Genomic DNA, 13,282 nt, shown 5'->3' with positions numbered 1-13,282 from the left:
CGGTGCGCGCCGGCGCCGACGTCATCGTGGTGGGGCGGCCGCTGCGCGACGCGGCCGATCCGGCCGCCGCGGCGCGCGCCATCGCCGCCGGGCTCTAGCGGGGCGACGCATGGCCGACACCGAGGCGCGCGAGGAGGTCACCGCCGACGAGCTGGCGGACCTGTGGCCGGTGCTCTCCCCCGAGGACCGGGTGGAGGGCTTCCACCTGCTGCCTCGGGCGGAGGCGGAGGACCTGTTCCTGACGCGCTCCGCGCGCGACCAGGCCGATCTCCTCCGCGCCGTGCCGCACGAGGAGCAGCGCTCCTGGGCGCGCCTGCTCGCGCCGGACGACGCCGCCGACCTGGTGCAGGCGGCCGAGCCGGAGGAGCGCGAGCGGCTGCTCGGGCTGCTGGACGAGCAGACGCGGCGCGACGTGCGCGCGCTGCTCGCCTACGCCGAGGACGACGCCGGCGGCCTGATGAGCCCGCGCTACGCGCGGCTCCGGCCGGACATGACGGTGGACGAGGCCATCATCTACCTGCGCCGGCAGGCCCAGGAGCGGCTCGAGACCATCTACTACGTCTACGTGCTCGACGACGCGCAGCGGCTGCTCGGGGTGGTGAGCTTCCGCGAGCTGTTCGCGGCGCAGCCGGGGCGCCGGGTGCGCGACATCATGCGCGCCGACCCGGTCACCGTCCGCGACGACCAGGACCAGGAGGCGGTGAGCCGCGTGTTCCGCGACACCGACTTCATGGCGCTGCCGGTGGTGGACGCCGAGGGGCACCTCAAGGGCATCGTCACGGTGGACGACATCGTGGACGTGGTCGAGGAGGAGGCCACCGAGGACATCCAGAAGATCGGCGGTATGGAGGCCCTGGGCGCGCCGTACCTCGAGGTCGGCTTCACCGCCATGGTGAAGAAGCGGGCCGGCTGGCTCGCCGCGCTGTTCCTGGGCGAGATGCTGACCGCCACCGCCATGGCGCGCTACGAGGACGAGATCGCGCGGGCGGTGGTGCTGGCGCTGTTCGTGCCGCTCATCATCTCCTCGGGCGGCAACTCCGGCTCGCAGGCCACCACGCTCGTCATCCGCGCCATGGCGCTCGGCGAGGTCCGGCTGCGCGACTGGTGGCGGGTGATGCGGCGCGAGATCGGCGCCGGGCTCGCGCTCGGCGCCGTGCTCGGCACCATCGGGTTCCTGCGCATCGTGCTGTGGCAGGCGGTGCGGCCCACCTACGGCGAGCACTACCTGCTGGTCGCCTCCACCGTGTTCTGCAGCCTGATCGGCGTGGTGACGTTCGGGACGCTGGCGGGCTCGCTGCTGCCGTTCGTGCTGCGCAGCCTGAAGCTCGACCCCGCCAGCGCCTCCGCGCCGTTCGTGGCCACGCTGGTGGACGTGACCGGGCTCGTCATCTACTTCACCACGGCGACGCTCATCCTCTCCGGCACGCTGCTCTGAGCGGTGGCGAGCTCGGCGGCCCGCGCCCCCTCGCGCTGCAGCTCGGCCGCGCGGCCGCGCCGCGCCAGCACGTAGTAGATCACCGGGACCGCGTAGCGCGAGAGCAGGGTGGACGCCACCGCGCCCGCCATGAGCGCCACCGCCAGCCCCTGGAAGATGGGGTCGGCCAGCATCACCGCGCTGCCCACGATGACCGCGAGCGAGGTGAGCGCCATGGGGCGGAAGCGGACCAGCACCGCCTCCTCCACCGCCGCGGCGAGCGGCATGCCCTCGCGCAGCTTCAGCTCGGCGAAGTCCACCAGGATGATGCTGTTGCGCACCACGATGCCGGCGCCGGCGATGAAGCCGATCATGCTCGTGGCGGTGAAGAACGCGCCCCACAGCCCGTGCGCCGGCAGGATGCCGACGAGCGACAGCGGGATGGGCACCAGGATCACGAGCGGCATCGAGAAGCTCTGGAACCAGCCCACCATGAGCACGTAGATGAGCAGCATCACCGCGCCGAAGGCGAGGCCGAGGTCGCGGAACACCTCCAGCGTGATGTGCCACTCGCCGTCCCACTTCATCGAGGCGTGCTCGGTGTCGGGCGGGTGGGCGAGGCCGTAGCGGGCCACCGGCTCGCCGCGGTCGCCCCTCAGCCCCTCGAGCTTCTGGTTCAGGGCCAGCAGCGCGTACAGCGGGCTCTCGATCTCGCCGGCCAGGTCGGAGGTGACGTAGGTCACCGGCTTCATGTTCTTGTGCTGGATCTCCGGCGCCTCGCGGGTCTCCTCGACGTGCACCAGCTCGGACAGCGGCACCAGCCCGCGCGCGCCCGGGACGGTGAGCGCGAGCAGGGAGTCGAGGCGGGTCCGCTGCGCCGGCGCGAGCTGCAGCACCACCGGCACCTGCGCCGCGCCCTGGGACCCGTGGAACGTGCCGAGCGGCGCGCCGTAGCCCGCCGCGGCGAGCGTCTGCACCACGTGGGCGGGCTGCACGCCGTGCAGCGCCGCCTTCTCGCGGTCCACCGAGAGCGCCAGCTTGGGGTTCGTCGGGTTGAGCGTCGAGTCCACGTCCACGACGCCCGGCACCGCCTCGAACGCGGCCTTGACCTCGCGACCCAGGCGGTCGCGCTCCTGCGCCGACGGGGCGTAGATCTCGGCCACCATGGTGGCGAGCACCGGCGGGCCCGGCGGGATCTCGACCACCTTCACGCGCGCGCCGGCGGGGTGCGCCAGCGCCTCGATGAGCGGGCGGACCCGCACCGCGATGGCGTGGCTGGCGGCCTTGCGCTCGCCCTTGGGCGAGAGGTTCACCTGCAGGTCCACCATCTCCGGCGCCTCGCGCATGAAGCTGTGGCGGACCATGCCGACGAAGGTGAACGGCGCGGCCACCCCGGAGTGCACCTGGACGCTCTCCACCTCCGGCTCGGCCAGCAGCCGGCGGGCGACGTCCTGGCCCAGCGCCAGCGCCTCCTCGCGCGCCGCGCCGGCGGGCAGGTCGAGCTGCACCTGGAACTCGCTCTTGTTGTCGAACGGCAGCATCTTCACCTTCACCGCGCCGGTGAAGAGCAGCGCCACCGCGCCGAGCAGGAGCGCCGTCACCAGCGCCATGAAGCCGAGCTGCACCTTCCACGAGCCGAGCAGCGCGCGGATGACCTTGCGGTCGAGGCGGGCCACGCGGCCCTCGGGCGCCGACTCCGCCACGGCGTGGGGCTCGGCCGAGGCCGGCTCCGGCGACTCGTGGCCCGGATCCGCCGGGTGGAGCCCGGTGGCGTCGGTGTCGGGGAGGTGCGCCTCCTTGCGGAAGACCTTCATGGCGGCCCAGGGGCTCACCACGAACGCGATGAGCAGCGAGAACACCATCGCGACGCTCGCGCCCACGGGGATGGGGCGCATGTACGGGCCCATCAGCCCGCGGACCATGGCCATCGGCAGGATGGCCGCGATCACCGCGACCGTGGCGAGGATGGTCGGGTTGCCGACCTCGTCCACCGCGTCCAGCACCACCTGGGCGAAGCTGCGCTTCGGGCCGGGCAGGTGCAGGTGGCGGTGGATGTTCTCGACCACCACGATGGCGTCGTCCACCAGGATGCCGATGGAGAAGATGAGCGCGAACAGCGTGACGCGGTTGAGCGTGTAGCCGTTCAGGTAGGTGATGAGGAGGGTGAGCGCCAGCGTGACCGGCACCGCCACCGCGACCACCACCGCCGAGCGCCAGCCCATGGCGAGCAGGATGAGCGCGATGACCGAGAGCGTGGCGATGAGCAGGTGCTCGATGAGCTCGTTCGACTTCTCGCCGGCGGTCTCGCCGTAGTTGCGGGTGACGTCGGCCTTCACGCCGGCCGGGATGAGGCCGCCGCGGAGCGCGTCCACCTTGGCCATGACCTCGTGGGCGAGCTCGGTGGCGTTGGTGCCCGGCCGCTTCGCGACCACGATGGACACCGCCTGCTCGAAGCCCTCCTTGCCCTTCTCGGCGGTGAGCACCACCGCCGGCTCGGGCTCGGGGCCGTCCACCACGCGGGCCACGTCCTCCACGTAGATGGGCCGGCCGTCGCGGACGGTCACCACCACCCGGTCCAGCTCGGCGGCGGAGCGGGCGAAGCCCTGCGCCTCCAGCTCGACGCGCCTGCCGCCCTCGACCAGCGCGCCGGCCGGGAGCTGGGCCTGGGCGCCCTGGAGCGCCTGGTGCAGCTCGGCGAGCGACACCGACAGCGCGCGCAGCCGCGCCGGATCCGGCTCGACGCGCACGGTGCGGCGCGCGCCGCCCACCACCTGCACGTTCGCGGTGCGCGGCACGTCGGCGAGCTCGCGCGCCACCTCCTCGGCGAGCTTGCGCAGCTCGCCGGCCGGGAGCGGGTCCTCGGCGTGCAGCGTCAGGGTGAGGAACGGGACGTCGTCGATGGTGAGCGCCCGCACCACCGGCGGCAGCGTGCCGGAGGGGAGCAGCTCGGGGTGGGCGCCCAGCTCCTGGTGCACCTTCACCAGCGAGGGCTCGAGCGGCTCGTTCACCTTGAAGCGGACGGTGATGAAGCCGACGTTGGCCCGGCTCGAGCTGTACAGGTACTCGACCCCGGGGATGCCCCACAGCCGGCGCTCGAGCGGGGTGACGAGCTGCGTCTCCACGTCGCGCGGGCTGGCGCCGGGGAACGGCACCATCACGTCCACCATGGGGACGACGATCTGCGGCTCCTCCTCGCGCGGGGTCAGCCAGACCGCGGCCAGCCCGAGGAGGATGGAGGCGAGGACGATGACCGGCGTGAGCTTGGAGCGCAGGAACGGGCGCGCCAGCCGCCCGGCCATGCCCAGCCGCTGGCCCTGCTCCGGCGTCGTCACGGCGTCACCTCCACCGCCTGCCCGTCGCGGAGCGCGCCGGGGGCGTCGATGACGGTCTCGCCGCCGCGCAGCCCGGCCCGCACCAGCACCGCGTCGCCGGCCGGCTCGCCGGGCGAGATCCAGCGCAGGCGGGCCTTGCCGCCGTCGGCCACGAACACGCCGGTGAGGTCGCCGCGCTGCACCAGCGCGCTCTTCGGCACCCACAGCGCCGCCTGGGCGGCGGGCGCCTTCGCGTCGCCGGCCGCGGCGGGCAGCACCAGGCGCGCGAACGAGCCGGAGCGGAGCTCGCCCTCCGCCTTCTGGACGCGGGCGCGCAGCCCGCGCCGGTGGGAGAGGGGATCGCCGCCCGGGGTGAGCGCGGTGATCTCGACGGTGCCGCGGGTGCTGCCGGCGAGGAACGGGAGCGTCTTCCCCACCGCCAGCCCGCGGGCCTCGTCGTCGGAGAGGCTGGCGGTCAGCTCGAGCGCGTCGCCCTCCAGCTGGAGCAGCGGCTGGCCGGGGCCGACCAGGTCGCCGGCGTTCACGCGGCGCGACTGGACCGTGCCGGCGAACGGGGCGCGGAGCAGCGAGTAGCCGACGTTGGCGCGGGCGCCGGCCACCGCGGCGGCGGCCTGGGCGCGCTGGGCCCGGGCGCCCTCCAGCTCGGAGGTGGTGGCGGCCCGCTCGGCGAGCAGCGCCTCGATGCGCTTCTCGTGGGCGGAGGCGGCCGCGAGCGCGGCCTCGGCGGCCTCCAGGCCGCCCTTCACGTCGTTGTCGGCGAGCGACACGAGGAGCTGGCCGGCGGCGACGCGCTGGCCCTCCTCCACGTGCACCTGGGTGACGTTCGCGGCGAGCCGCGTCGAGATGGTGGCGCGGCGCACCGCGACCACGTTCGCGGCCACGGTGCGGCCGGCGCCGCCGCCGTCCACGCGGGCGGCGCGGACGCGGACCGGCGCCGCGGGGGCGGCCGCGGCCTCGGCGGCGAGGGAGGGGACGGGGAGCGCCGGGGCGGCGAGCGCGAGCGCGAGCATCAGGGTGCGGTGGTTCATGGCGTGAGTCCTTCGATGGGAGCGTTGAGGGCGAGGGCGAGCCGGGCGCGCGCGAGGCGCGCCTCCAGCCGGCTCGCGACGAGCAGGGCCCGGGCGCCGGCGAGCCCGGTCTCGGCGTCGAGCAGATCCGTGAGGGGCAGCAGCCCCTGGCGATGGCGGGCGGCGCGCATCCGGCGCGCCTCCTCCGAGGCGGCCACCGCCTCCTGGGCGGAGCGCACCCGGGCGTCGGCGGTGTCCACCGCGCGGCGCGCCTCGCCGCCCTCGCGGGCGGCCTCGCGCTCGCGCCAGACCAGCGCGTCGCCGGCGGCGGTGGCGCGGGCCTGGGCGGCCCGCAGCGCGCGGGCGTCGCCGAGCGACAGGTCCCACTTCGCCATGACGCCCACCATGGTCCAGGCGGTGCCGTCGGAGAGGCTGGGGGTGCGCAGGGTCTCGGCGCTCGCCTGCGCGAACAGCGCCGGGAGCAGGCTGCCGCGGGCGGCGCGCACGCCGGCCTCGGCCGCGTCGCGCTGCAGGCGCGCGGCGAGCAGGTCGGGGCGCTCGGGCGGCGGGGCCGCGGCCGCGGGGAGCGCGGGCAGCGCGTCGATGGGCGTGGTCAGCTCGGCGTCGGCGACCTCGTCGCCGGCCAGCATGACGAGCGCCGAGCGGGCGGTGGCGCGGCGCTGCAGGGCGGCGGCGCGCTCGGCCTCGGCCTGGGCGCGGAACGCCACCGCGCGGGCCACGTCCGCCTCGAGCGCGAGCTGCTGGGCGGCGCGCTGCCGCACGAAGCGCTCGGTCTCCTGCGCCTGCGCGAGCAGGTCCTCCGCGTAGCGGACGCCCTCCTCCGCGGCCTGCGCCCCGAAGTACGCCTGCACCACGCCCGCGGCCATCTCCCGCTGCCGCTGCGCGTGCGAGGCGCCCTCCGCGCCGGCCATGGCGCCGGCCGCGCGCTGCCCGGCGAGCAGCCGGCCGCCCATGAACAGCGGCAGCTGGATGGCGGCGCCGGCGCCGATGCCGCCGATGCCCGGCGGATCGTTCAGGCGGGCCGGGTCGAAGTCGGCCATGGTGATCCGCCCCTGGTCGAGCCGGGTGCCGAAGGCCATCATCGGCTCGTCGGTGCGGAACGCGCGGGCGGTGAAGGAGAGCGTGGGGAGGCGCGCGTCGCGGGCCCGGTCGGCGTCGGCCCGAGCGGCCTCGGCCTGGGCGGCCGACGCCTGCAGGCCCGGGTTCCTCGCCCAGGCCGCGCGGATGGCGTCCTCGATGGTGAGCGGCGCGGCGGCGGCCGCGGCGGGCGCGACGAGCGCCGCGGCGGCGGCGAGCGTCGCGAGGCGGGAAGCCTTGGACAGGATGTGCGTGGTCACGGTGGCTCAGAGCCAAGGCGCCACCCAAAGGTTTCCGCAACGTCCCGGGGAGGCTGGGGCGAATCCTCCCGCCCGCCCCGGGCTCCAACCCTCGGGGCTGCGCGCTATCGCCCGGGCCGGCGCAGCAGCACGTAGAGCGCCCCCGCGCCGCCGTCCACCGGCCGGGCGGTCGCGAACGCCAGCACGTGCCGCGCGAAGCGCGCGGAGGCGAGCCAGGTCTTCAGCGCGTCCTTCAGCACCGGCAGCTGGTCCTTGGAGTGCAGCCCGCGGCCGTGGACCACCAGGACGCAGCGCTTGCCCGCCTGCCGCGCGCCGCGCAGGTAGGCGTCGACCGCCTGCTTCGCCTCGGCGCGCGTGAGGCCGTGCAGGTCCACGTGGCCCTGCACCGCGAACTCGCCGCGGCGGAGCTTGCGGACTACCGACTGGTCGAGCCCGGCCACCCGGCCCTCGATGTACTCGTCGGAGTCGGAGAGGTCGAACGGCGCGTCGCCCGACACCAGCGCGCGGAGCGCGTCGATGGCCTCGAGGTCCGGGTGCCAGTGCGCGCCCCCGGCGCCGCGCGGCGCGGCGGGCGCGACGGTGTCCGGCCCGCGGTCCACCGGCCGCGCGCCGCGGGTGGCCTGGGCCCACAGCTCGGACTCGCTCGGCTCCGCGGGCGGCGCGGGGGGCGCCGGCGGCGGAGGGGGCGCGGGCCGCCGGGGTCGCTCCTCACGGGGAGGCGAGAGCGCCTTCAGCTTCTGCAAGCCCTCGTTGAACGGCCGCTTCGCCACGCCCCGACTATAACGGGGGGCACCTTGGACATCGAGATCGAGTGCCCCTACTGCGGCGAGCTGGTGACGATCTTCGTCGACCCGGGCGGCGGGGCGTCGCAGACGTACGTCGAGGACTGCCCGGTATGCTGCCGGCCCTGGACCGTGCACGCGGTCGAGGAGGAGCCCGGCGGGTTCGCGGTCGCGGTGGGGCGCCAGGACGACTAGTCCAAGGGATGTTGCTGGCCCGTAGGAGTCACCTGGGGTAGAAGCGGCGGCGCGCGGCTCCGAGGCCGCGGGGGAGCGTCGGCATGTCCATCGTCGCGGTGCAGGGCGTCTCGAAGGACTACATGCTCGGCAAGACGGTGGTGCCGGCGCTCCGGGACGTGACGCTGGAGATCGGGCGGGGCGAGTTCCTCTCCATCGCGGGGCCGTCGGGCAGCGGGAAGACCACCCTGCTCAACCTCATCGGCTGCGTGGACACGCCCACCACCGGCGTCGTGCAGGTGGACGGCAAGGACACCTCGCGCCTCAGCGAGCGGCAGCTCACCGACCTGCGCCTGCGCACCATCGGCTTCATCTTCCAGAGCTTCAACCTGGTCCAGGTGCTCTCGGTCTTCCAGAACGTGGAGTTCCCGCTGCTCCTCCAGGGCGGGCTCTCGCGGCGGGACCGCGAGGCGCGGGTGATGGGGCTGCTCGAGGCGGTGGGCATCGCCAGCCACGCCCGCCACCGCCCCAGCGAGCTGTCCGGCGGGCAGCGCCAGCGCGTCGCGGTGGCCCGCGCGCTCGTGACCGCGCCGTCGCTCGTGCTCGCCGACGAGCCCACCGCCAACCTCGACTCGGCCACCGGCGAGAACATCATCGACCTCATGAAGGAGATGAACGCGCGCGACGGCACCACGTTCGTCTTCTCCACCCACGACCCCAAGGTGATGGCGCACGCCAGCGCGGTGATCCGCATCGCCGACGGGCGCATCGTGGCCCGCGAGGCGGGGCGCGGGGCGGCGGCGGAGGCGGCCCGGTGACCGGCCGGCGCGACGCGCTGCTCGTGCTCCTGCGGATCTCGTTCCGCAACCTGGCCGCGAGCAAGGTCCGCACCTCCATCATCGGCGCCATCGTGCTGGGCGGCGCGTTCCTGGTGGTGCTGGGGCTCTCGCTGCTCGACTCGATCGACAAGGGCATGCGCACGTCGATCCAGGGCAGCCTGGGCGGCCAGCTGCAGGTGTACGACGCCCGCTCGGAGGACGCGCTGGAGCTGTACGGCGGGCTGCGCGGCGAGTCGCTGCTCGAGCCCATCGAGGACTTCGCGAAGGTGAAGCAGGTCCTCTCCGCGGTCCCGAACGTGGAGACGGTGGTGCCGATGGGCATCGACCAGGCCATGGTCGCGACCGGGAACGTGTTCGACGTGGCGCTGGAGCGGCTCCGGGCCGACGTGCGCCGCGTGGAGGGCGGGGACCGCTCGCCGGAGGCGCTGCGCGGCTACGAGGCGCGCAAGGCGCACGTGCGCCGGATGGTGGGGCTGCTCCGGGACGAGCTCGGCCAGGCGCGGAGCATCGCCGACCTGGAGGGCCGGGACGCGGAGGACCGGCGGCGGGAGTGGGCCGACCTGACCCGCGCCGCGGACGACGCGTTCTGGGCCGGGTTCGACCGCGACCGCTACGGCAACCTCGAGTTCCTGGAGAACCGGATCGCGAAGCTGTCGATGGACGGCGGCTTCACGTTCATCCGCTACGTGGGCACCGACGTGGACGCGTTCTTCCGCGCGTTCCAGCTCGCGCAGGTGGCGGAGGGCGAGATGATCCCGCGCGGCCGGCGCGGGATCCTGGTGGGCAAGCAGTACGCCGAGGAGTGGCTGAAGCTCCGGAACGCCCGCCGGCTCGACCAGATCAAGGAGGCCCGCGACCGGCGCGGCCGCCGCATCGCGGACGACGAGGAGCTGCAGCGCTGGGTGCGCGAGAACCGCGCCGGGCTGAAGGACATCCTCCTGCAGCTCGACCCCATCCAGGCCGAGGAGGCCACCGCCAGGCTGCGCCGCGCGCTCGGCCCGGCCGCGGCGGCGGAGGCGCTGCCCGCGCTGCTGGCCCGCCTGTTCGACGCCGACGACGCGACCTTCGACGCGCGCTACCGGATCTTCTACGACCAGCTCGCCCCGCTCCTGCGCCTGTACGTCATCAACGTGGGCGACACCATCACCATCAAGGCGCCGGCGAAGAGCGGGTACTTCAACTCGGTGAACGTGAAGGTCTACGGGTTCATCCAGTTCCGGCAGATCGAGAAGTCCGGCATCGCCGGGATGATGAGCGTGATGGACCTGCAGTCCTTCCGCGACCTGTACGGCTACATGACCCGCGAGCGGGCGGCGGAGATCGACGCCATCAAGCGCTCGGTGGGCGCCACCGACCTCGCGCGCGAGGACGCCGAGGCCGCGCTGTTCGGCGGCGGCGGCGCGCTGGAGGGCGAGTCGCGCGCGGCGCGCATCGACGAGGGGCGGCTGCTGGCGGACCGCCGGGCGGACCGGCCCGCCGAGGACCTCTCGACGCGGACCTACTCGCAGGAGGAGATCGACCGCGGCGTGGCGCTGAACGCGGCGCTGATCCTGCGCGACCCCTCGCGGCTGCGCGAGACGATGCGCGACGTGCAGGCGGCCTCGGACCGGGCCGGGCTGCACCTGAAGGTGATCGACTGGCAGCAGGCGTCCGGGCTGGTGGGCCAGTTCGTGACGCTGCTGCGGGTGATCCTCTACAGCGCGGTGGTGATCTTCTTCGCCATCGCGCTCGTCATCATCAACAACGCCATGGTGATGGCCACGCTGCAGCGGGTGAAGGAGATCGGCACCCTGCGCGCCATCGGCGCGCAGCGCCGGTTCGTGCTCGCGATGATGCTGGTGGAGATCGCCTCGGTGGGCCTGGCCTTCGGCCTGGCCGGCGCGGGCCTGGGCGGGCTGGGCGTGTGGGCGGTGCGCGCGGCGGGCGGGATCCCCGCCACCTCCGACCTCCTCAACTTCCTGTTCTCGGGGCCGGCGCTCATGCCCACCCTGGGCGGCGGCAGCGTGGCCGTGTCGATCGTGGTGGTGGTGGTGGTGAGCGTGCTCTCCGGCTTCTACCCGGCGCTGCTCGCCATGCGCGTCACGCCGGTCGAGGCGATGGCGACGGAGGACTGATCGTGATCGGCGTGGACCTCCAGATCGCCGCCCGCAACCTCACCCGGCACACCCGGCGCAACCTGTTCCTGGGCGGCGCGCTCGCGGCGGTGACGGCGCTGCTGGTGCTGCTCTCCAGCCTGACCGGCGGGGTGGAGCGGGCCATGATGGTGTCGGCCACCACCCTGCTCACCGGCCACGTGAACGTGGGCGGGTTCTTCAAGATCACCTCGGGCAGCGCCGCGCCGATCGTGTCCGAGTACCCGCGCGCGCTCGACACGGTCCGGGCGCTCGTCCCGGAGATCGACTACGTGGCGGTGCGCGGGCGCGGCTGGGCCAAGGCCGTCTCCGAGAGCTCGTCGATGGACCTGGTGCTGGGCGGGGTGGAGGTGGCCCAGGAGCGCGGGTTCGCGAAGGTGATCCGGCCGGTGGAGGGCCGGCTGGAGGACCTGGCGCAGCCGGACACGGTGCTGCTGTTCCAGGGGCAGGCCGACCGGCTCAAGGTGAAGGTCGGGGACGTGGTGACGCTCTCCGCCCCGACCACCCGCGGCGTGAACAACACCGCCGACGTCCGGGTGGCGGTCATCGCCCGGAACGTCGGGCTGCTCTCCGCGTTCAGCGCCTTCATCCAGGGGGACACGCTGCGCCGGCTCTACGGCCTCGCGCCCACCGCCACCGGCGCGCTGCACCTGTACCTGAAGGACCCGGCCGACGCGCCGGCGGTGGCGAGCCGGCTGCGCGCCGCGCTCGCCGAGGCGGGCTGGCGGGTGATGGAGCCCGAGTCGCAGCCGTACTGGATCAAGCTCATGCAGAAGGTGCCGAGCGAGGACTGGACCGGCCAGAAGCTCGACGTCACCACCTGGGAAGACGAGATGGGCCAGTTCAAGCAGTTCATCCTCGGCCTGCGCGCGCTCACCGCGCTGCTCGTGTTCGTGCTCATGGTGGTGGTCGTCATCGGCATCCTCAACACGCTCGCCATCGCCATCCGCGAGCGGACCCGCGAGATCGGCACGCTGCGCGCCATCGGCATGCAGCGCCGCAAGGTGCTGTGGCTGTTCGTGCTGGAGACGGCGCTGCTCGGCCTCGGCGGCGCCGCGGCCGGCGCGGCCATCGCCTCCGGGATCGCGCTCCTGCTCAACCTGGCCGGCATCGGCGTGCCCGAGGGCATGCAGCTCTTCCTCATGCAGGAGCGGCTCTCCTTCCTGCTCCAGCCCGGCGCCATCCTCGCCGACGTGCTGTTCCTCGCCGGGGTGACCGTCGTGGCCGCGCTGCTCCCCGCCCGCCGGGCGGCGCGCCTGCGGCCGGTCACCGCCATGCACCACATCGGCTGAACCCCAGGATCCCCGAACATGCACGCACGCCCCGCCGCCGTCCTCTCCCTCGCCGCCGCGGCCCTGGCGCTCGCGGCGCCGCCCGCCGCGGCGCTCGGGCCCGACGAGCTGAAGCGCGTGGTCGCCACGCTCGACGACCGCCAGCGCAACTCCGGCGACTGGAAGGCGCTCTGCTACATGGAGGCGAAGGAGAAGGGGAAGACCGACGTCGTCTACGAGCTGCTGGTCTACCGGCGCGACGAGGACGACAAGCAGCTCTTCCTGTTCACCAAGCCCAAGGCCGAGGCGGGCAAGGGCTACCTGCGCATCGACAAGAACCTGTGGAGCTACGAGCCGTCCACCGGCCGGTGGGAGCGGCGCACCGAGCGCGAGCGCATCGGCGGCACCGACACGCGGCGCGACGACCTCTCCGAGCCGCGCCTCTCCGAGGACTACACCGCCGAGTGGAAGGGCGACTCGAAGCTGGGCGTCTTCGAGGTGCACGAGCTCGTGCTCACCGTGAAGCCCGGGGTGGACGTCTCCTACCCGGTGCGGCGGCTGTGGGTGGACAAGGCGACGCTCAACATCCTGAAGCGGCAGGACGTGGCGCTCTCCGGGCGGCTCATGCGCACCACCTACACGCCGCGCTGGAGGAAGATCTACTCGGAGTCGAAGAAGGGCGAGGTCTGGTACCCCGAGGAGATCCGCATCTACGACGAGATCGAGAAGGGGAACTCCACCCTCATCCTGATCCGCGAGATCGACCTCCGCCCGCTGGAGGCCAACCTCTTCACCAAGGCCTGGCTCGAGTCGAAGAGCCGGTAGGAGCGCGCCCATGCCCTCGCCCCGCACCGCCGCGCTGCTCGCCGCGGCCGCGCTCTGCGCGCTCCCGGCCGCGCCCGCCGCCGCGCAGGACCGGCCCTCCGAGGACGAGCTGTTCGGCGCGCCCGCCGCGCCGCCCGCCGCCCCCGCG

At 74.3% G+C, this 13,282-nt stretch carries 10 protein-coding genes; 6 read left to right on the top strand and 4 right to left on the bottom strand.

All coding sequences use genetic code 11. The annotated features are described in order from the left end of the window. The first annotated feature begins 109 nt into the window (after positions 1-109). Complete coding sequence (gene mgtE, locus PSR1_RS15685) at positions 110-1,435, top strand: magnesium transporter (RefSeq protein ID WP_059438431.1); 1,326 nt, start codon at positions 110-112, stop codon at positions 1,433-1,435. Here mgtE and PSR1_RS15680 read toward each other — a convergent pair. The 4 genes from PSR1_RS15680 to PSR1_RS15665 all read right to left on the bottom strand — a co-directional run bounded on the left by PSR1_RS15680 (position 1,390) and on the right by PSR1_RS15665 (position 7,881). Next, complete coding sequence (locus PSR1_RS15680; protein WP_059438430.1) at positions 1,390-4,746, bottom strand: efflux RND transporter permease subunit; 3,357 nt, start codon at positions 4,744-4,746, stop codon at positions 1,390-1,392. The two genes, mgtE and PSR1_RS15680, sit on opposite strands and share 46 nt — an antisense overlap. Beyond that, positions 4,743-5,774: an efflux RND transporter periplasmic adaptor subunit gene (locus tag PSR1_RS15675; RefSeq protein ID WP_059438429.1), complete on the bottom strand. Its 1,032-nt coding sequence runs from the start codon at positions 5,772-5,774 to the stop codon at positions 4,743-4,745. Before PSR1_RS15675 ends, PSR1_RS15680 begins: the two co-directional genes overlap by 4 nt. Beyond that, positions 5,771-7,111, bottom strand: a complete 1,341-nt coding sequence (locus PSR1_RS15670; RefSeq protein ID WP_059438428.1) for a TolC family protein — start codon at positions 7,109-7,111, stop codon at positions 5,771-5,773. The genes PSR1_RS15675 and PSR1_RS15670 overlap by 4 nt, the downstream gene beginning before the upstream one ends. Positions 7,112-7,215: 104 nt before the next feature. Next, complete coding sequence (locus PSR1_RS15665) at positions 7,216-7,881, bottom strand: Smr/MutS family protein (protein ID WP_059438427.1); 666 nt, start codon at positions 7,879-7,881, stop codon at positions 7,216-7,218. A gap of 24 nt (positions 7,882-7,905) precedes the next feature. Between PSR1_RS15665 and PSR1_RS15660 the strand changes: the two genes are divergently transcribed. From PSR1_RS15660 to PSR1_RS15640, 5 genes are all read left to right on the top strand, one after another. Continuing rightward, positions 7,906-8,088 carry a CPXCG motif-containing cysteine-rich protein gene (locus PSR1_RS15660; protein ID WP_012528007.1) on the top strand — a complete coding sequence of 61 codons (183 nt, stop codon included), beginning with the start codon at positions 7,906-7,908 and terminating at the stop codon, positions 8,086-8,088. A gap of 83 nt (positions 8,089-8,171) precedes the next feature. After that, a complete protein-coding gene (locus PSR1_RS15655) occupies positions 8,172-8,885 on the top strand; it encodes an ABC transporter ATP-binding protein (protein WP_059438426.1) in 714 nt (237 codons plus the stop codon). Further along, the gene (locus PSR1_RS15650) at positions 8,882-11,020 is read left to right on the top strand and encodes an ABC transporter permease (RefSeq protein WP_059438425.1); all 2,139 of its coding nucleotides are present in this window, start codon (positions 8,882-8,884) and stop codon (positions 11,018-11,020) included. Before PSR1_RS15655 ends, PSR1_RS15650 begins: the two co-directional genes overlap by 4 nt. 2 nt (positions 11,021-11,022) lie before the next feature. Next, complete coding sequence (locus tag PSR1_RS15645; RefSeq protein WP_059438424.1) at positions 11,023-12,330, top strand: ABC transporter permease; 1,308 nt, start codon at positions 11,023-11,025, stop codon at positions 12,328-12,330. An 18-nt stretch (positions 12,331-12,348) separates the two neighbouring features. Further along, a complete protein-coding gene (locus PSR1_RS15640) occupies positions 12,349-13,134 on the top strand; it encodes an outer membrane lipoprotein-sorting protein (protein ID WP_059438423.1) in 786 nt (261 codons plus the stop codon). Positions 13,135-13,282 lie beyond the last annotated feature (148 nt).

This window comes from Anaeromyxobacter sp. PSR-1 (assembly GCF_000964525.1).
Classification (GTDB): Bacteria; Myxococcota; Myxococcia; order Myxococcales; family Anaeromyxobacteraceae; genus Anaeromyxobacter.
The sequence above is the reverse complement of the archived record's forward strand: the minus strand, read 5'-3'. Positions and strand labels throughout refer to the sequence as shown.